Source organism: Spirosoma flavus, from assembly GCF_054778555.1.
On the sequence record NZ_BAAGZL010000007.1, the window covers coordinates 62,401 to 81,444 of the forward strand.

The window sequence follows — 19,044 nt, forward strand, 5'->3', positions numbered from 1 at the left end:
CGCTATTTCACTCATTCACCTCTTCGCTCTTTAATTTCTTATAAACAATGAACTAATAGATTCATGATCGCGGATGCGGCCAATGGCTTTGGCAAATAATTCAGCCACAGACAACACCCTAATTTTACTGTTCGCTTGCCTCATCGGTAACGTATCGGCAACAACCAATTCTTCGAGTACCGAATTCGCAATGTTTTCGTGCGCTTTCCCCGACATGACCGGGTGCGTACACACGGCCCGTACCGATTGAGCGCCCTTTTCCAGGATAATCTGAGCCGCTTTGGCCATCGTGCCGCCGGTGTCAATTAAGTCATCAACCAGTACTACGTTGGCTCCTTCTACGTCGCCAATAACCTGCATCGACGCAATTTCGTTGGCCCGCTTCCGATGTTTGTCGCACAGAACGATGTCGGCGTTGAAATGCTTGGCAAACGTACGAGCGCGGTTAGCACCTCCCACGTCGGGCGAAGCAATCACCAGATTTTCCAGATTCAGGCTTTTAATGTAGGGCACAAATACCGACGTTCCTTCCAGATGGTCGACCGGGAAATCGAAAAAGCCCTGAATCTGACCAGCGTGTAAATCAATCGTCATGAGTCGATCGGCGCCCGATGCTTCAAGCATATTGGCGATCAGCTTGGCCGCAATTGATACCCTGGGTTTATCTTTCCGATCCTGACGAGCGTAGCCGAAATACGGAATCACCACTGTTACGTAGTGAGCCGAAGCACGCCGGGCCGCATCAACCATTAGCAGCAATTCCAGTAAATTATCGGCAGGCGGGGGCGTCGACTGAATCAGAAACACGTCACAGCCGCGTACCGATTCTTCAAAGCTAGGCGACATTTCGCCATCGCTGAAACGACGACAGGTATAACCGCCTAAGTCTTTGCCGTAATAGTGCGCAATTTTTTCGGCCAGATAAATGGACTGACTACCCGAAAAAATCTTAACCGGATTAAACGAAGCCATGAGGTGCCGGACAAATTTCCCGCAAAGGTACGGAAAAAATAGGCCAAACGCAGTAAGTGTTTCAAGTTTCTTTAGGCAACGTAGCGAGAAGCGCCCGAACGTTCGTTAAACCACCGGTAAATGGTAGTGCAAAGGAGTGCCGAAAGCACGCCGATGCCCGTACCCGCCAGTACGTCGAGCGGATAGTGGGCTGCTACGTAGATACGGCTGTAGGACACAATTGCTGCCCATAAAAAGACCAGCCGGAGCCAGGGATGATGTTTTCGAAACAAAAACCATAAACTAGCCGCCAAGGCAAACGTAGTGGCTGCGTGCGCTGATGCAAATCCATATTGTCCGCCACACTCGGCAACCGGGTGGATTAGTTTTTGCAGCGAAAATTCGTGGCAGGGGCGAAGCCGGTGAGTGAGGGGTTTCAGTATCGATGAACAAAGTTGATCGCCCAGGGCTACGGATGCGACGATGGTCAATAAAAAACCGATGGCCCGTTTGCGATACCGGAAAATGAGCCAGCCAACCAGCAGGACGTAGAACGGAATCCAACTGTTACGTTCCGTAACCCAGAGCATGATCGGATCGAGCCAGGGTGTGTAAAGGCCGTTGAGCCACAAAAATAGATTGGTATCGAGTTGATTAAGACTTTGAATCACGGTTTATACCTGAATACGTCGGAGCAAAGTTAAACTACCCAACAGCCCGGTGGTTTAAAATCATAGGTAAAGTCCATAAAAAAAGCCGCACTCTTTCAAGCGCGGCCCGTCTGTCGATGAATAAGTAATATTTTTATTCGGTTACTTCTTCCCGCGTAAGCACTTCACTTACATCAGTTAAGGGCAACCCGAAAGCGTCGGCAACTCCTTTGTAGACTACTTTTCCTTCCACTACGTTCAGGCCCAGTTTCAGGTCGACGTTGTCGCGGCAGGCCTGCTGCCAGCCTTTGTTGGCCAGCTGTAACGCGTACGGCAACGTAGCATTAGTCAGAGCCACCGTACTCGTGTAAGGCACAGCACCTGGCATATTCGCTACGCAGTAGTGCACTACGTCGTCGATGATATAAGTCGGATTTTCGTGGGTTGTCGGATGGCAGGTTTCAATGCAACCGCCCTGATCTACTGCTACGTCTACCAGCACCGTACCAGCCCGCATCATTTTCAGCATTTCACGCGTGATGAGGTGTGGCGCTTTGGTACCCGGAATCAGTACGGCCCCGATAATCAGGTCACAGACTTTAATCATCTCCCGAATGTTATATTCGTTCGACATCATCGTCTGCACGTTCGGTGGCATAATATCAGACAGGTATCGTAGCCGGGCGAGGCTCACGTCCATAATCGTTACGTGTGCGCCCAGGCCAGCTGCCATTTTCGCGGCTTGCGTACCCACAATTCCTCCGCCTAAAATCAGTACGTTGGCGGGTTTTACACCTGGCACACCCCCTAGCAGAATCCCCCGACCTTTCAGTGGTTTTTCGAGGTATTTAGCTCCTTCCTGAACCGCCATCCGGCCTGCTACTTCCGACATCGGAACCAGCAGCGGTAAACTGCGGTCAGGACGTTCAACGGTTTCATAGGCCAGGCAAACAGCACCTTTCTCCACCATGGCGTGTGTCAGTTCTTCCGACGACGCAAAGTGGAAATAGGTAAACAGCAATTGGTTTTCTTTAATCAGATCATATTCAGGAGTGATTGGCTCCTTGACCTTCATAATCATCTCGGCAATGCCATATACCTCCTCGATGGTAGGCAGCATAACCGCACCGGCATTGATGTATTCCTCATCTTCAAAGCCACTACCTTCGCCAGCATTCACCTGCACGTATACCGTGTGGCCATGCTTACGAAGTTCCGTAACACCAGCGGGTGTCAGGGCAACGCGGTTTTCATTGTTTTTAATCTCTTTGGGAACACCAATAACCATATCCTATAGATGCGTTGGATGATTACGCCATCAATACTACAAAGCTATGGGTAAGGAAATTGTTTTCTAACAGACTCTCTTTTTTTAGGAAATTTGGATAAAATTGGCCTATTTGAACGGAAAATATCCTGTTTTGAATTCCTTTTGAAAACATAAGGCTGTAAAAAATTCTGTTATGGAATTTGTTGATAGTACCGACCGTAAAATTTTGAATGCACTCCAGGAGAATGCGCAACTGACCATTCACGAGATTGGCAAACAAATTAATTTATCGAAAACTCCCGTACACGAACGTATCAAACGGCTCGAACGCGAGGGCATAGTGGAGCGCTACGTTACTATTGTGAACCGAAAAAAGATTGGCCTTAAACTCATGGTTTACTGTCAGGTAACACTGGATCGGCAAACCCGTGATACGTTCACTACGTTCGATGAAGCGGTACGTTACCTGCCTGAAGTACTCGAATGCAATCGGGTGTCTGGTACGTTCGATTATCTGCTGAAAGTGGTCAGCCCCGACATGGAAACGTACAATCGGTTTTATCAGGATCAACTATCGGTGTTGCCCGGCGCTATGCACATCAATAGTTTCTTTGTGATGGCCGAAGTGAAAAATTCGACGGTAATTCCTGTGCTGTAAATCATAATATAGATATTATATAAAACGACTGGTTATACGGATTAGTGGTAGTCATTTAGCCCTTTATCCTCAAAATTCTTTTAAACAATTATCACTAAGTGAGGTTTTATGATATAAGTAAAATATAAAGCTCCATGTTATGAAAATTGCAGTAGAGAAAGGACAGGATAAAACGCTATTACCCGACGGGCCGCAACACGTAACAATTACGCACATCGACGAAGGAACAAGTGAGAATAAGGGTATTCCATTTTTCGCCGTTCGGTTTGAGAACGATGAGGGGTACATTTCCCAACGCTTTTATCAGTCTCAAGCCGGAATGTCGGCTATTGTCAACTTGTTCGAAATGGCCGATATTCCGGTAGCAGAAGGAAAGGATCTGGATACGAAACAACTCATCGGCAAAAACCTGATGATAAATGTGGGCGAACGATCTTATACTGACCCCGAAACGCATAACGAACGCACACTGAAGCAGGCACTAAATTTTTTGGTCAGCTAACATTTTAAGGCTCCGGCTGTCGGAATTGCGTCAGCAAATACAACCGACAGCCGGAGCCTGTCGGGGCCTTATGTGGCAAACGCTTCGGCAGGATTGGCCTTAAGCCACTTTGCCGAAGCGTTTTTGTTACTGTGCGTGCCACAATGAAAATGAATTTATCCTAATTGGTGTTCACAACATGAACTACGATTGGATAGTATTATGGAAGTCGAAATATGGAGTGACGTCATGTGCCCGTTTTGCTATATTGGGAAACGGAAATTTGAAGCTGGATTAGCGCAATTTGCACACAATGAGGACGTAACAGTCACCTGGAAAAGTTTTCAGCTGAATCCGGGTATGAAAACTGATCCAACGAGAAACGTCAATCAGTATCTGGCCGATATTAAAGGCTGGAGTCTGGAACAAGCCGAGCAAATGAATGACCGCGTAACCGATATGGCGCGCGAAGTGGGGCTCGATTACCATTTCGATCAGGCTATTGTGGCCAATTCATGGGATGCGCACCGGTTTATTCAACTGGCGAAAAAGCACGGTTTGGGCGATGCCGCCGAAGAACGTCTGTTTCGGGCCTATTTCACCGAAGGCAAAAACACCGCCGACCACGCTACGTTGGTTGAATTAGGGAGTGAGATTGGCCTTGCTACGTCGGAAATTGAAGCGATGCTGGTTTCGGACGATTATACGGACGCAGTACGTCATGATCTTTATGAAGCACAGCAACTTGGGGTTCGGGGCGTTCCGTTTTTTGTCATAAACCGGCGCTACGCCGTTTCGGGCGCTCAGGCTCCGGAAACGTTTCAGGGGGCTCTCGAAACAGCCTGGGCAGAGTGGGAGCAACAGAATCCACCCCTCGTTCAAAACGATACAGACGAAGGCGTTTGCACACCAGAAGAGGGGTGCGTAATACCTGATAAAAAGTAAAAGAATCCTATACCAAAAAGGGTCAGTCGATACGTTGGCTGGCCCTTTTTTGTTACGTTAATTTGCGATTCTAACCAGATGAGCGAGAAATGAATATGAAAATTGGCAAAGAAATAGAGTAATATCGCTGAAGATTCAGGTTTACAGTACGTTCAAATTCGGTCTTATACATCCATGAAATTCACTTCCTTTTTTTGTCTGAGTATCGCTGTTAGCCTGGGTGTACAGGCGCAAACCTGGCAGGCTGTTACGCCCCAAAATACCTGCTCAACACGTCACGAAAATGCTGCTACGTTGATAGGCGACAGTCTGTACGCTGTTGGCGGACGCGGTATGAAACCGCTGGAAGCCCTCAACCTGAAAACGCTTGTCTGGCAGGTTTTACCGACTCCGCCTGTCGAAATGAATCACTTTCAGGCAATAACCTACAATGGCGAGTTGTACGTAATGTGTGCATTTGAGGGAAAATATCCGCACGAAACGCCCATCCCGAATATTTACATCTATAATCCAAAGCAAGGTCAGTGGCGTAAGGGGCCAGAAATTCCAAAAGAGCGGCTCCGCGGGTCGGCAGGTGTCGTAGTATATAAGGATAAAATTTACGTGGCCTGCGGCATCACCGACGGACACTATGATGGACACGTAGCGTGGCTCGATGAATATGACCCAAAAACCAATACGTGGAAACGCCTGCCCGACGCCCCCCGCACCCGCGATCACATCACCGCAGCCATCGTTGACGATAAATTGTATCTGGCGGGTGGACGTAATTCGACGGCACGTATCAACAAAGTGCTGGAAACGACCATCGCCGAAGTTGACGTGTATGATTTTAAAACGGGCAAATGGACTACGTTACCCGCTACGTCCAACATTCCGACGCAACGAGCAGGGGCAACTGCCGTTACGCAGGGCGGAAAAGTATGGATTATTGGCGGAGAAACCGTTCAACTAAAAGCTCATAACGAAGCCGAAGCGCTCGACCCCAAAACCAACCGCTGGACGTCGGGACCGAGAATGCTGGAAGGCCGCCATGGTACGCAGGCGGTCGTCTACGACAATAAAATCTACATCGTAGCTGGTTCCGCTAACCACGGTGGAGGGCCTGAACTGAATACAGTTGAAGTGATGAAGTGACGTTGTAAGGTTATAAAATTGCAGAGTTGTTGGACTATCGAGCCTAACTTTACAACCCTAAAACGTTACAACTCCCTATGGCCGCTACGTTGATCCGCGAGATTGCCAAACTGATTGACCATGCCCTTTTGCATCCAACCCTAACTGACGCTGAATTGCGTGAAGGTTGCGAACTGGCGCTGAAATACGACGTAGCATCGGTTTGCATCAAACCATACGCGGTTCCAATGGCGACCGAATTGCTGGCGGGGTCGGACGTATTAGTAGGTACAGTAATTGGCTTTCCACATGGTAGTAACGCAACCGCTATCAAAGTGGCCGAAACGGTGCAGGCCTGCCAGGATGGAGCTGTTGAAATCGATATGGTTGTGAATATTGGTAAGGTTTTGGCTGAAGACTGGACGTTTGTGCGGGCTGAAATTCAGGCGGTTCATGACGCTTGTAGGCCGAATGGCGCCATCCTGAAAGTGATTTTCGAGAATGATTTTCTGCCCGACGATATCTACAAAATCAAGCTTTGTGAAATTTGCACCGAAGTGGGAGCGGAGTTTGTTAAAACCTCGACTGGGTTCGGATTTGTGAAAAATAGCGATGGTAAATACAGCTATGAGGGAGCTACCGAACACGATTTGCGGCTCATGCTCGATCACGTTGGTCCGGATGTGCGCGTGAAAGCGTCTGGTGGTGTTCGTACGCTCGATGAGTTGCAGAAAGTAAAAGCGATGGGCGTATTACGGGTAGGAACTTCCGCTACGAAAGCCATTATGGAAGAAGCGTATCGTCGATTTGGTGGTGTTGCTGCTGATACCCCTATTGAACCCATTTCCGAAACCAACGGATACTAGTTGTCAGTATATCTTTGCACTGTTGAACTCTCCTGAACTATGCTAAACCTTGGCTTTGTGTCGGCAATTCTGGCCGATTATGACTTGAATGGTGTTCTGACGTTTGCGTCGGAAAATAAATTCAAATGCGTTGAAATCATGTGCTGGCCTAATGGCAAAGCCGACGCTCGACGCTACGCTGGTGTTACGCACATCGACGTCGATAATCTTCCGATCGACCAGATTCATACCTTAACTCGCCTGCATCATGTCAGTATTTCGGGTTTAGGTTATTATCCCAATCCGCTCGATCCTAACCCTGAACAGGCGGAGTTTTACCGCGAACACATTAAGAAGGTAATTCGGGCGGCTGCCAAACTCGGTATTCCGGTCGTTAATACGTTCATTGGACGGAATCCTGCGTTAAATATCACTGATAATCTGAAGCTTTACGCCGAACACTGGCCAGCTATCGTGAAAGTTGCGGAAGAGTGTAACGTGAAAATCGGCATCGAAAACTGCCCAATGTGGTTCACCGACGATGAATGGCCGGGTGGTAAAAACCTGGCGACAACGCCTGCCATCTGGGATAAAATGTTCGAAATTATCCCGTCGCGCGCACTGGGTCTTAACTACGATCCCAGTCACCTGATCTGGCAAATGATGGATGAAATTCAGCCTATTTACCAGTACCGTGACCGACTGCATCATATTCATTTAAAGGACGTTAAGCTGTACCGCGAAAAGCTCAACCGCGTCGGTACTATGGCAAACCCGCTTGAGTATCACTCGCCCAAACTGCCCGGATTAGGCGACGTTCGCTGGCGTGATTTCTTCGCTGCCCTGACCGATGTTCGTTACCGTGGTCCCGTCTGCATCGAAGTAGAAGACAAAGCCTTCGAAGGAAGCCCAGAAGACGTTCAAACGGCTATTCTAACCGCCCGAAATTACCTGAGCCAATTCCTTGTGTTGTAAAGTTATAGGGTTGTAAGGTTGTAGAGTTGATTAGCTTTCGAACCCTGTAACCTTACAACTTTATAACCATGATATGAACGCGGATTCGGGTTTTTTCGGAACGTATCACGGCTGATTCGGGCTATGACGAACTACCCGGTTTTTGGATCGAGCCCATGCCTTTTGTGCCTCGTCAAAGCGAGCGGGTACGTATCGAAGACTTATGATTTCTACTCCGTTCAATCGACCCATACTTTGCCTTGTCCATACGTCCCCGACGAATTCCAATAGGAGCCGCCGTAGATGTACCAGTCTAGCTGTCCCAGATAAGTCACTACGTCCTCTGGACGAATTTTCAAGTCCTTGGGTTCTAGAACTCCTCTAAACCATTTTCCCGACCGTTCGAACGCTTCCGACTCGATTTGATACGTTATCCAGGCCGTGCCGCAATGCCGACAGATTTCTACTGCTACGTCGGCGAATCGTCCGTTGGTTTCGTCGACGCCTACGAACGTAGTGGTGTAATCGCTGTAGAGAATTGGCGGCTTGTGGCATTGACAGGATGATTCAGGTAGTGCCATACGGGTCTCAAAAATTTCCAGGAAACACTTCTTGCGTCTTCAAATCGCGTAGTGAAAACGAATCCACAGTTCCAATGCCCGCAAACTGAATCCGGACGCCGTAGACACGCCGTAACGATTTATTGTAGTTCGTTTCGTACACTTTCCGATTGTTGATAAAAATCCGGGCTTTTTTATTTGCCGCTTCCAGACGTAGCGTTCCGCCATCCCGTAAATCAGCTCCCAGGAAACTCAAATCATCGTGGCGTCCTCGCTTGGATACGTCGGAAGTTTGCAGATCGATCCAATGGACGCAGCCCGGTTTCATAACATCAAACATGTGCTGCGACGACTCACCCCAGACCGTAATACCTACCTGCGAGCAGCGAACCCCGGCGCGGTCAGGAGAGGTTTTGACATGAGTTATCAACTCGAAATTATCACCGTCGATACCTGTCGGCTGGCTGTTGATGAACTCCATGAAAAACGTCCGGTTGGTATCGACTCCAGCGTGAGCCGCTTCCTTCGCACTAACGCTACGTTGCTTATTGATAAACAGATTTTTAACCTCAATAGGATACACTCGACTCGTGTCATGCATCATGTTGGCGGTCACCGTCCAGCCTTTTGTCTGTAAATAAATGGTTGCTGTATCCATAAGCTTCCCGTTACGTTCCAGGACGGCGAAATAACGGCCGGGACGCTCGTAATAATGCGTATAGACACTATCTGCTACGTCTAACTTCCGACGCTTTCCGTCGCCAAAACGAACCCAGTACGTTGCTGATTCATCTGTAGCTGGTCGTCGCAATTCAAAAACTGCCGAATGAGGATTTTCACCTAATGGATTTCGGCAAATGAGTTGCGCCGATACGTCCGCTTCTCTTTGCTGCATGGTCAACACAATTCCCAGTATCGCGAGCAATATGACGGCAATCAAAACAGGCCCCAACCATTTTCGGCTCCGGGCAGGTGGGCTGGGAGAGATTGCCGGAAGTACCGGAACCGAAATTTCAACTGGAGTTTTGGGAATTCGCGCTACCGATTTTCCGGCTAATTCCTGCACCTGAACGTAATGATCCCATCCTGAATAGCCGACGTAGCTGGCCAGTGCATCGCGGGTCGCTTTCTGAGGGTAATAACGCGAGTCGGTCTTGATTTTGCCAAAAATACGCTTCAACGTATTGGGGCTAACCTGCACTTTGGTTGCTCGGAATAGGATATTACTCAGCCGGACGTAGTCGCTGTTGGTCCATTCAGCCCGATTGGGCTTACCATACGTCTCGCTGATTAACTGGCAACAGCGGTCGAGGTACTCGTAAAAGTCCGCTTTGCCTTGTCCATTCTCTGCAATCATTATGTTGTAAGTGTCTGTTCTTCAGCGTTTTTGCTTGTCCAAAATTTTGGCTAGACAAATGGTCAGGATTACCCGTCTCAACAGGGTATAATCCAATTTTAAATTTGTCATCTCCAAATTTTCAATAATCATACTTCCGTTAAGGGAGCCATAAAACACTAAATATCGATAAAATATGCGACACAAACTTGTACTAATCTGTGCGCTTTTCTGGGTCGGCCTGATCCCCCTGCTGGCGCAGACGCGACAGATTACGGGTAAAGTTACCGACGAGACGGCTAAAGAACTACCCGGCGTCAGCATTGTGGTGAAAGGTAGCCAGCGCGGTACGGTTACCGATGCTAACGGGCAGTATAAACTTAGTATCCCAGACCAAGGGCCGATTAACGTAACGTTTTCGTTCGTGGGTTATCAGAGCCAGGAGGTGAACGTAACGGATCAGGCAATTCTCAACGTGAGCCTGAAGCCCAACGATAATTCGCTGGACGAAGTCGTGGTGGTAGGCTATGGTTCGCAGAAGAAAAAAGACCTGACCGGAGCTATCTCTACCATTGGCTCTCAGGAGGTTGCTGGCCGCCAGACGATTCAGGTTTCCGAAGCCTTGCAGGGAAGTATAGCCGGGGTGTCGGTGACACGTAGCAGTGGCGCGCCGGGTTCGGGTTCCAGCATTCTGATTCGGGGAATTACGACCATCGGAACCAACAGCCCGCTGGTGATTGTGGATGGCGTACCTGTGAACAGTATTGACAACGTAAACCCGAACGACGTAGAGAATATCACGGTGTTGAAAGACGCATCATCGGCTGCTATCTACGGCTCAAGGGGCGCTGCGGGGGTTATCCTGGTAACCACAAAACGGGCGAAAAGCGGTCAGAGCAGTCTGGAATACAACTACGAATATGGGGTACAACGTCCTACCGCTCTGCCCAGCTATGTTGGTGTGCAGGATTACATGCGCTACTTCAACGAACAATCGACTAACGACGGCGCCAGTACCGGACCGTATGCACAGGCACTTATTACGTCGTACCTCGACAGCAACCGGGTCAGTCCCGACCGCTTTCCGAATACCGACTGGCAAAAATCAATCCTGACACGTAGCACAGCTCCTCGCATTCGGCACGATCTGGTGTTCACGATGGGAACGGGTAAAATCAAGACAAAAGCATCGCTGGGCTATTCCAAAGCGGGTGCTTTCTACGATAATCGCTCTTACGAACGTTACCTGTTTCGCGTCAACAACGATTTGCAGGTTAATGACAAGGTGAATGTTAACCTTGATGTTTTCTACAAACGTACCAACAACGATGGCAACGCGAATGAACTGCCCAACAATACGTTCAATCCCATCTACGAAGCGCGGGTGATGCCGCCGATTTACGACGATGTGTATTCGGATGGGCGGCTGGCGTTGGGTAAGGATGGGCGTAATCCGTTGGCGCAAATTCGGGATGGCGGCTTTACGCAAACGCGCTCCAATCAGATCGGCGGCCGGATGATGTTTACGTACAAACCCATTGTCGGACTGACACTTACGGCCCTGGTAGCCCCCATTTTCGACTTCGACAAGAATAAATATTTTAGTAAGCAGATTCGATACACCAACCCGAACGGTACGTTAAGTACGGTGGTCAATCAGGCGCGTACTACGTTGACGGAAGGGCGATCAGAAGGGCTAACCATGAACGGTCAATTGCTGGCCAATTACGCCAAAGAAATCAAGGGCGGGCATACGGTTGACGTACTGGTTGGTTTTGAAGAAAACTATCGTTCGCAGGAGTCGCTTTCGGCCTCTCGGGGTGGTTTTGCGCTAACTGGTTTCCCCTATCTGGATGCCGGTTCGACCGAATTACGGGACAATTCAGGGAACGCCAATGCGTCTGGTCTACACTCGTTCTTTGGTCGGTTGCAGTACAATTACAAAGACAAATATTTTCTTCAGGGTAATCTGCGTGCCGACCGTTCCTCACGCTTTGCGTCGCAGTATCGGCAGGCCGTATTTCCTTCAGTGTCGGTCGGCTGGACGTTATCGGAAGAAAGTTTCCTGAAGAATAACAACTGGCTTTCGTTCCTGAAAATCAGGGGTTCTTGGGGCGAAGCGGGTAACGAACGGTTGCTGGATCGGAATAACAATCCCGCCTACTATCCGTATCAGGCGACCGTCGATTTCTCGCAGGCGCTGTTTTACCAGAACGGCAGCGTAGTACCCCTGACCGGAGCTGGTCAGCAGGTGTACGCGGTGGAAAATATCTCGTGGGAAACGAGTCAGACAACGGACGTGGGACTGGATGCGGCTTTTCTGAACAATCGCCTGACGGTTGCCGCCGACTATTACCAGAAACAAACGCGCGATATCCTGTTGCCGCTCGATATTCCGCTTTACATCGGCTACGATAAACCCAACCAGAACGCGGGTGTCATGAACGTACGGGGCTGGGAGCTGGAGCTAGGCTGGCGCGACCGGATTGGCAAGCTGAACTATACGGTATCGGCCAACCTGTCGGATTCGCGGTCAACTGTCGGCAATTTGAAAGGGACTGAGTTTCTGGGGGATATGGTCACGCGAAACGGTAGTGAATACAACGAATGGTTTGGCTACCGATCAACGGGGCTTTTCCAGACGCAGGACGAACTTTCCGGCGCTCCGGTGCTGACCGCTTCGACTAAACCCGGCGATGTGCGCTACGTCGACACGAATAAAGATGGCAAGATTACGACCGACGATAAAGTCTTGCTCGGTGGTTCGCTGCCCCGCTACCTCTATGGCGGAAACATCCGGCTCGATTATCAGGGTTTCGATTTTTCGGTAGCATTTCAGGGTGTCGGAAAACGCCTGTCGCGGTTGCCGAGCGAAGTCAATCAGCCGTTTGCGGAAGCTTTTGGAAATATGCCTGCCGACATGGTTGGCAAGTTCTGGAGCTTGAATAACAACGCCGAACAAAACCGGCTTGCTACGTATCCGCGGCTCTCGCGCACGTCCAATGCGTCGAACTACGCACTATCGGACTTCTGGTTGTTTAATGGATCTTATTTCCGGACTAAAAACATTACGTTCGGCTATACGCTGAAGAACGATCTGATGAAACGGGCCGGTGTGCAAACGCTACGTTTCTACGTATCGGCCAACGATCTGTTTTCGGTGAGCAAATTCCCGAACTACCTTGATCCTGAGTCGGGTAACTATGCTTATCCGATTGTGACGACCCTGCTGGCCGGGGCTACCATAAAATTCTAATGAACCGCTACGTATCACTTACTGCGAACTTATCACTTATGAAAAAACTGGTTTATATACTGGCGGTGTCGATGGGGGTATCGGCCTGCCAATCTCTTGACCTGAACCCGCCTTCCGAAGCGTCGACCGGTACGTTCTATTCTAATCAGACGGAATTGGAACTGGCTGTAAATGACTTATATCGACTGGCTTTCTGGGGCAACGACAACGAATTATTCAGCGATAACGAATGGCACCGGGGGCAACTTACCAACGCTGTGATTGGCGGAACGATGAACGCCGACGATAGCAATGTGCAGACGTTCTGGCTCAATTCGTATAAAGCTATTGCCCGCGCGAATTCGTTTCTGGCGAACAAAGACAAGGCCGCTGCCAATACGTCCGCTAATGTTCTGCTACGTCTGGAGGCTGAAATGCGGCTGATTCGAGCGTATCAATATTCGCGATTAATTACTCATTTTGGCGACGTACCGTTTTTGACGGAACCGATTCTGCTGGAAGACTCGTATGGAATCGCTCGTACGAGCAAAGACCAGATTCTGGATTTCGTGTTCAAAGAGCTGGATTTTGCCGCCACGAATCTACCCGTATCGTATGCGGCCGCCGACGTAAAACGTTTGACAAAAGGCGCTGCATTAGCCATCAAAGCACGTACTGCCTTATACATGGGCAAGTGGTCCGTTGCCAAAGAGGCCGCCAACGCCATCATGCAGTTGGGAGCATCGGGCTATAGTCTGAACAGCAGCTTTGCGCCATTATTTCTGAAAGCAGGCGAAATTAGTCGCGAGCTGATAATCAGCATTCCCCGCGATGAAAAGCTACAGGTATTCGGTGCCGCGGCTTATGTTCAGGATAACATTACCCGAAATGCGGGCGGCTTTGGGGCACAATTGCCAACCCGCGATATTGTCGATGCGTTTGAGTGCATAGATGGCAAACCCATCGATGAATCGCCTTTGTATGACCCGAAAAATCCCTTCAAAAACCGAGATCCCCGGCTCACGGCTACGGTGGTGGAGTTCAACACCCAATGGCTTGGCTATAATTACACGCCCCATCCCGACTCGCTGACAATTTTCAGTTCGAAAGAAAACCGGCGTGTATCGAATAAAGACAGCCGTGCGGTGGCTGCGTTTGCCAGCTATACGGGATTTATCTGGAAAAAAGGCATAGACCAAACATGGGCGGACCGGTTAGTGGAGGATAACGACGCTATCATTATTCGATATGCAGAAATATTGTTGACCTACGCTGAAGCTAAAATTGAACTGGGTGAAATTGATGCCAGTGTCTTAAATGCTATTAATCAGGTTCGGGCGCGGGCTTATGGGGTGGCGGTTGGACAAACTACAGCGTATCCAGCCGTTACGTCGACCAATTTGACTGAGCTTCGTCTGATTATCCGGCGCGAACGGCGGGTTGAGTTTGTGCGGGAGGGACTACGGTACATGGATCTGATACGTTGGAAACTGGCCGAGAAAATTCTGGTGAAACCGGTAATTGGTTTACCAGACCCCGCTGCACAGAATCGGGCCAAATGGCCTTTCCCCGGCGTAACGCCCATTGACGACGATGGCATTGCAGATTATTCGGGTTTTGGTACTGACGTTAAAAGCCTGATTGATCGTAAATTCGATAAAAGTCGCCAGTATCTGTGGCCAATTCCCGCCGTCGAACGACGCGTCAATTCGAACATTACGCAAAACCCGGGCTACTAAAATATGTATGATGTATGGTGTATGATATATTGTTGAGAACTATATCATACACCATACATCATACCTACTACATCATACATACATTCCTGATTATCAAATGAAAAAATATATTCTCTCGGCCGCACTGCTTGGCTGGTTGCTGGGTTGTGTTCAGGCCCAATCGAAAAAGACGCCATCGTTTAGCGGTATTTACCCGCAGTTGGCCATGTATAATAACGAAGGCGAATGTGGCACGGGCGCGGTCGTTCCGTGGGCCGGCAAGCTTTGGGTTGTTACGTATGGCCCGCATTTGCCGTTTGGTTCATCGGATAAACTATACGAAATCTCGCCCGATTTAAAGCAGATTGTACGTAGCGAAAGCATCGGTGGAACGCCCGCCAACCGAATGATTCACTCCGAAAGTAATCAGCTGTTTATTGGCCCATACGCCATCTCGGCTGATGCGTCTGTCCGGACTATTCCGTATAAAATGATGCCGGGTCGACATACGGGAAACGCCCGCCACCTGACCGATCCCAAAGGGAAAATCTATTACGGTACGATGGAAGAAGGTTTTTACGAAGTCGACGTAAATAGTCTGACCCCGACGATGTTATACGAGGATGGAAATGTTCAGCATAAAAAAGAGGATGACGTATCGAACAATCACCAAAACTCATTACTACCCGGCGCACATGGCAAAGGCGTGTATTCGAGTCAGGGGGTGATGGTGTATTCGAACAATGGCGAACCGGGGCAAAAAGCGCTGGTACAGTTTGATATTGACGCTGGTTCGTTGTCGGAGTGGAATGGGAAAGACTGGAAAGTGGTACGTCGAAATCAGTTTGTGGAGGTGACTGGTCCCGGCGGTATTTACGGGAATAAAAACCCCGAAACTGACCCCATCTGGGCAACCGGCTGGGACCATAAATCGGTACTATTGGGCGTTCGCGACAAAGCAACCGGCTGGAAATTTTTCCGGCTTCCCAAAGCGAGTCATAGTTACGATGGCGCCCACGGATGGAATACCGAATGGCCAAGAATTCGGGACGTTGGTACTACGCAACAGCCTGATTATCTGATGACGATGCACGGCATGTTCTGGACGTTTCCCGGTACGTTCACGGCTTCCAATACGGCAGGGATTCGTCCCCGAACATCGTATCTAAAAGTGATCGGTGATTTCACACGCTGGAACAACCAACTTGTTTTTGGCTGCGACGATTCAGCGCAGAAGGAATTTCTAAACAAACGGAAAACAAAAGGCAACATTGAAGGGCCGGGTCAATCGAATTCTAATTTATGGTTCACACCCTTAAATACGCCTGATCAGCTGGGGCCAAATACGGCAGAAGGTGCCGTCTGGCTGAAAGAATCCGTGAAAGCAAACGAGCCATCGGAGCCCTTTCTATTTGCTGGCTGGACCAACAGGTCGGCATGGGTGCAGAACAATAGTAACAACGACGTAGCGGTTACGTTCGAAATTGACAAAACCGGCAAAGGCGACTGGACTGCATTACAGAAGACAACTATTGGCGCTAACAACTCGGCCTACGTAGCCTTTCCGTCCAATACTTCTGGCGAATGGATTCGCGTAAAATCGGACAAGGCGGCTAATTTATCTGCGCAGTTCACTTATTCGGCTAATGACACACGTAGCACGTCGACCAATTCTATATTTAGCGGCCTGAGTAACGTAGCATCGGCCAGCACAACGGGTGGACTAATGTATGGGCTTGGCAAAAATCGGCGGGCGCTGGCATTGGCTGCACAAACGTATCAGGGCGGAAAATCGACTGATGTCGGGTATTACGAATTGAGTGGCGATATGCAACTGATTCGCAAAGAAAGCCCGGAAGATCAGTCGTTTATCAAAAGCAAATTTGCCATTCCGCAAAACGTAGTAACGATTGATAAATCGAGCGTATTGATTGTCGATGACAAGGGGCGTCGCTGGCGATTGCCGTTAGGAAACAACTCATTTACAGACCTCACCAATCAGGCGGCACTACGTATCTGTCGGGAAGTGGCTACAGAACGGGATTTACTGAACTGTCACGGTACGTTCTATGAATTGCCCGCCGAAAACGCGGATGGTTACGCCAAAATCCGGCCGGTTGCGTCGCACAACCTACGTATCAATGACTACGCTTCGTATCGTGGCCTGCTGGTTATGACGGGTGTCGATCTGAGCGTAGCGGCTAAAAATGAGCACATTATCGTGTCGGACGATAAAAAAGCAGCCATCTGGGCCGGTGCCATTGATGACCTCTGGAAGCTCGGTAAACCAACAGGTCACGGTGGTCCGTGGAACGCTACGTCGGTAAATGCCAATGAAGCATCGGACCCGTATTTAATTGGTTTCTATGATCAGCGTAGCCTGAAACTCACGCACAAAGCCAACGCGCCCGTTACGTTCACCATCGAGGCCGATCCGGTTGGAACGGGCGTCTGGATGAGTTATAAAACGATTTCGGTTCCGGCTGGACAAGCGGTTGATTTTGTCTTCCCCAAAGATTTTCAGGCTCGGTGGGTTCGGTTTAAAACGGATAAAACCTGCGAAGCTACTACGTTGCTGGAGTATAAATAAGTTGTAGGGTTATAGGGTTATACGGTTGTAAAGTCGGCTGACGCTTTCATAGTGTTTAATTATTAGCCTATTTTACAACCGTATAACCCTATAACTCTACGGTATATGATACCCCAAATTATGCTTGATTTCCTTCAGCACGAACGTGCTGTTTAACACCCCAATGTTCTCAATCTGAGAGAGTTTGTTTTTCACGAAGTCATGGTATTCGGTCAGGCTTCCCACATGAATTTTGAGTAGAAAATCGACTTGGCCAGCCATGTGGTAGCATTCCTGTACTTCCTCCAGCTTCTGCACTTCCTGTTCAAAATTATTGATAAAGCCCTGGTCGTGATAGCGCATCGACACCTGACAGAACGTAGTGATAGGCTGCCCCAGCAACCCTTTGTCCAGAACAGCTACGTATTGTTTAATGAAACCCAGTCCTTCCAGCCGTTTAATACGTTCGTAAACAGGCGATAACGTTAGTCCGAGATGGGCGGCCAGTTCTTTTGTGGTCAGCTTTGCATCCTTCTGCAATAGCCTGAGAAGTTTCTTATCAATATCATCTAGCTGTTCCATGCCGAAAAATTTTCTATAAATAAATAAGGTAACAAACCTATGCAGTGATTTTCTTGGTAAATGTTAGAATAAGCAATAATATTTTCTAATTTTTTTGATTTTAATCCGTGAATTATCGGTAAATATAACTTTGTGCCGTAATAAGATTACACTTCATCAATAAAAATTGTTTAGCTTTTAATAACGTTTCCAAAGTTTCAATTCATTGGCTATGAAACGAGAAAGCATATTAGTTATCGGGGCAAACGGGCAGATTGGTACGGCACTGATTCCGCTGCTTCAAACCCAATTTGGCGAGAATCACGTCATTGCGGCCGACCTTCGCAAACCACAAACCGAGCAGGGAATTTTCGAACTGCTCGACGCTACCAAACCCGATGCCCTAACCGAGGTTGTACGTCGGTACCGTGTTACGCAGATTTACCATCTGGCGGCTGTGTTGTCAGCAAAGGGCGAAAGCGATCCGCTTTGGGCATGGAATCTGAATATGCAGACCGTGCTCAACGTACTGGAAGTTTCCCGGCTGAACAAGGTTAAAAAAGTCTTCATTCCGAGTTCGATTGCGGCTTTTGGTGAACATGCGCCTAAATACGACACCCCGCAAATGGCTTTTCTGGACCCGGCCACCGTTTATGGAATCAGCAAAGTAGCTACCGAAAACTGGTCGATGTATTACCACAAACGCTACGGCCTCGACGTTCGCTCGCTACGTTATCCGGGTGTGATCAGCTACCAGTCGATGCCCGGTGGCGGCACTACGGATTACGCTGTAGCTATTTTCCACGAAGCCGTTCAGGGCCACAATTTTGAGTGTTTTTTGTCGGAAGATACGTTGCTGCCCATGATCTACATGGACGATGCGTTACGTGCTACGTTGGAATTGATGGATGCGCCCGAAGCCAACATTTCGATACGTACCTCGTATAATCTGGCTGGTGTGAGTTTTACGCCTGCTCAGTTAACGGCTGAGATTCAGAAATTTTTCCCGGATTTCGTTACGTATTACAAACCCGATTTCCGTCAGGCCATTGCCGATTCGTGGCCCAAAACCATCGACGATTCGGTGGCCGAGCAGGACTGGGGCTGGAAACCCGCCTTCGATCTGCCCCGCATGACGGAGGAAATGATTACTCATCTGACACCGGTGTATCAGCCGCTTGTCGCAACACATTAA

Annotated in this window: 16 protein-coding genes; 10 read left to right on the top strand and 6 right to left on the bottom strand. The window is 48.9% G+C overall.

Annotation, left to right across the window (positions count from 1 at the left end):
* Nucleotides 1-30 precede the first annotated feature (30 nt).
* From ACYVF1_RS27280 to ald, 3 genes are all read right to left on the bottom strand, one after another.
* Nucleotides 31-972, bottom strand: a complete 942-nt coding sequence (locus ACYVF1_RS27280; protein ID WP_461084950.1) for a ribose-phosphate pyrophosphokinase — start codon at nt 970-972, stop codon at nt 31-33.
* 71 nt (nt 973-1,043) lie between these two features.
* Nucleotides 1,044-1,622, bottom strand: a complete 579-nt coding sequence (locus tag ACYVF1_RS27285) for a phosphatase PAP2 family protein (protein ID WP_461084952.1) — start codon at nt 1,620-1,622, stop codon at nt 1,044-1,046.
* Nucleotides 1,623-1,755: 133 nt separating this feature from the next.
* Complete coding sequence (gene ald, locus ACYVF1_RS27290) at nt 1,756-2,889, bottom strand: alanine dehydrogenase (protein ID WP_461084954.1); 1,134 nt, start codon at nt 2,887-2,889, stop codon at nt 1,756-1,758.
* 175 nt (nt 2,890-3,064) lie between these two features.
* Between ald and ACYVF1_RS27295 the strand changes: the two genes are divergently transcribed.
* The 6 genes from ACYVF1_RS27295 (at nt 3,065) to ACYVF1_RS27320 (ending at nt 7,891) form a co-directional block, all read left to right on the top strand.
* A complete protein-coding gene (locus ACYVF1_RS27295; RefSeq protein ID WP_461084956.1) occupies nt 3,065-3,529 on the top strand; it encodes an Lrp/AsnC family transcriptional regulator in 465 nt (154 codons plus the stop codon).
* Nucleotides 3,530-3,668: 139 nt separating this feature from the next.
* Nucleotides 3,669-4,031 carry a hypothetical protein gene (locus tag ACYVF1_RS27300; protein WP_461084958.1) on the top strand — a complete coding sequence of 121 codons (363 nt, stop codon included), beginning with the start codon at nt 3,669-3,671 and terminating at the stop codon, nt 4,029-4,031.
* Nucleotides 4,032-4,232: 201 nt separating this feature from the next.
* Nucleotides 4,233-4,955, top strand: a complete 723-nt coding sequence (locus tag ACYVF1_RS27305) for a DsbA family oxidoreductase (RefSeq protein WP_461084960.1) — start codon at nt 4,233-4,235, stop codon at nt 4,953-4,955.
* Nucleotides 4,956-5,129: 174 nt separating this feature from the next.
* Nucleotides 5,130-6,092, top strand: coding sequence for a Kelch repeat-containing protein (locus ACYVF1_RS27310; protein ID WP_461084962.1), 963 nt, complete (start codon nt 5,130-5,132; stop codon nt 6,090-6,092).
* Between the two features lie 77 nt (nt 6,093-6,169).
* The gene (gene deoC, locus ACYVF1_RS27315; protein ID WP_461084964.1) at nt 6,170-6,937 is read left to right on the top strand and encodes a deoxyribose-phosphate aldolase; all 768 of its coding nucleotides are present in this window, start codon (nt 6,170-6,172) and stop codon (nt 6,935-6,937) included.
* A 39-nt stretch (nt 6,938-6,976) separates the two neighbouring features.
* On the top strand, nt 6,977-7,891 hold the full coding sequence (locus tag ACYVF1_RS27320) for a sugar phosphate isomerase/epimerase family protein (RefSeq protein WP_461084966.1): 915 nt from the start codon (nt 6,977-6,979) through the stop codon (nt 7,889-7,891).
* A 218-nt stretch (nt 7,892-8,109) separates the two neighbouring features.
* On the opposite strand, the gene ACYVF1_RS27325 is transcribed toward ACYVF1_RS27320, so the two are convergent.
* Together ACYVF1_RS27325 and ACYVF1_RS27330 are read right to left on the bottom strand one after the other, a co-directional pair.
* On the bottom strand, nt 8,110-8,451 hold the full coding sequence (locus tag ACYVF1_RS27325) for a hypothetical protein (protein WP_461084968.1): 342 nt from the start codon (nt 8,449-8,451) through the stop codon (nt 8,110-8,112).
* 7 nt (nt 8,452-8,458) lie between these two features.
* Nucleotides 8,459-9,787: a hypothetical protein gene (locus ACYVF1_RS27330; RefSeq protein WP_461084970.1), complete on the bottom strand. Its 1,329-nt coding sequence runs from the start codon at nt 9,785-9,787 to the stop codon at nt 8,459-8,461.
* 175 nt (nt 9,788-9,962) lie between these two features.
* Between ACYVF1_RS27330 and ACYVF1_RS27335 the strand changes: the two genes are divergently transcribed.
* The 3 genes from ACYVF1_RS27335 (at nt 9,963) to ACYVF1_RS27345 (ending at nt 17,309) form a co-directional block, all read left to right on the top strand.
* Nucleotides 9,963-13,022, top strand: a complete 3,060-nt coding sequence (locus ACYVF1_RS27335; protein WP_461084972.1) for a SusC/RagA family TonB-linked outer membrane protein — start codon at nt 9,963-9,965, stop codon at nt 13,020-13,022.
* 38 nt (nt 13,023-13,060) lie between these two features.
* Entirely contained in the window at nt 13,061-14,740 is a 1,680-nt protein-coding gene (locus ACYVF1_RS27340) for a RagB/SusD family nutrient uptake outer membrane protein (protein ID WP_461084974.1), read from the top strand.
* Between the two features lie 97 nt (nt 14,741-14,837).
* Nucleotides 14,838-17,309, top strand: coding sequence for a hypothetical protein (locus ACYVF1_RS27345; RefSeq protein ID WP_461084976.1), 2,472 nt, complete (start codon nt 14,838-14,840; stop codon nt 17,307-17,309).
* A gap of 96 nt (nt 17,310-17,405) precedes the next feature.
* Here the strand turns inward: ACYVF1_RS27345 and ACYVF1_RS27350 are convergent, their stop codons facing one another.
* Nucleotides 17,406-17,870, bottom strand: coding sequence for an Lrp/AsnC family transcriptional regulator (locus ACYVF1_RS27350; RefSeq protein WP_461084978.1), 465 nt, complete (start codon nt 17,868-17,870; stop codon nt 17,406-17,408).
* Nucleotides 17,871-18,081: 211 nt separating this feature from the next.
* Between ACYVF1_RS27350 and ACYVF1_RS27355 the strand changes: the two genes are divergently transcribed.
* Nucleotides 18,082-19,044 (top strand): NAD-dependent epimerase/dehydratase family protein, encoded by a 963-nt coding sequence (locus tag ACYVF1_RS27355; protein WP_461084980.1) that lies wholly within the window; start codon nt 18,082-18,084, stop codon nt 19,042-19,044.

What these genes read in the sequence shown, in the direction of transcription:
- ACYVF1_RS27305 (WP_461084960.1), top strand. Translation starts at nt 4,233, where the DNA reads ATGGAAGTCGAAATATGGAGTGACGTCATGTGCCCGTTTTGCTATATT.
- ACYVF1_RS27325 (WP_461084968.1), bottom strand. Translation starts at nt 8,451, where the DNA reads ATGGCACTACCTGAATCATCCTGTCAATGCCACAAGCCGCCAATTCTC.
- ACYVF1_RS27320 (WP_461084966.1), top strand. Translation starts at nt 6,977, where the DNA reads ATGCTAAACCTTGGCTTTGTGTCGGCAATTCTGGCCGATTATGACTTG.
- ACYVF1_RS27345 (WP_461084976.1), top strand. Translation starts at nt 14,838, where the DNA reads ATGAAAAAATATATTCTCTCGGCCGCACTGCTTGGCTGGTTGCTGGGT.
- ACYVF1_RS27340 (WP_461084974.1), top strand. Translation starts at nt 13,061, where the DNA reads ATGAAAAAACTGGTTTATATACTGGCGGTGTCGATGGGGGTATCGGCC.
- deoC (WP_461084964.1), top strand. Translation starts at nt 6,170, where the DNA reads ATGGCCGCTACGTTGATCCGCGAGATTGCCAAACTGATTGACCATGCC.
- ACYVF1_RS27280 (WP_461084950.1), bottom strand. Translation starts at nt 972, where the DNA reads ATGGCTTCGTTTAATCCGGTTAAGATTTTTTCGGGTAGTCAGTCCATT.
- ACYVF1_RS27300 (WP_461084958.1), top strand. Translation starts at nt 3,669, where the DNA reads ATGAAAATTGCAGTAGAGAAAGGACAGGATAAAACGCTATTACCCGAC.
- ACYVF1_RS27310 (WP_461084962.1), top strand. Translation starts at nt 5,130, where the DNA reads ATGAAATTCACTTCCTTTTTTTGTCTGAGTATCGCTGTTAGCCTGGGT.
- ald (WP_461084954.1), bottom strand. Translation starts at nt 2,889, where the DNA reads ATGGTTATTGGTGTTCCCAAAGAGATTAAAAACAATGAAAACCGCGTT.
- ACYVF1_RS27355 (WP_461084980.1), top strand. Translation starts at nt 18,082, where the DNA reads ATGAAACGAGAAAGCATATTAGTTATCGGGGCAAACGGGCAGATTGGT.
- ACYVF1_RS27350 (WP_461084978.1), bottom strand. Translation starts at nt 17,870, where the DNA reads ATGGAACAGCTAGATGATATTGATAAGAAACTTCTCAGGCTATTGCAG.
- ACYVF1_RS27335 (WP_461084972.1), top strand. Translation starts at nt 9,963, where the DNA reads ATGCGACACAAACTTGTACTAATCTGTGCGCTTTTCTGGGTCGGCCTG.
- ACYVF1_RS27330 (WP_461084970.1), bottom strand. Translation starts at nt 9,787, where the DNA reads ATGATTGCAGAGAATGGACAAGGCAAAGCGGACTTTTACGAGTACCTC.
- ACYVF1_RS27295 (WP_461084956.1), top strand. Translation starts at nt 3,065, where the DNA reads ATGGAATTTGTTGATAGTACCGACCGTAAAATTTTGAATGCACTCCAG.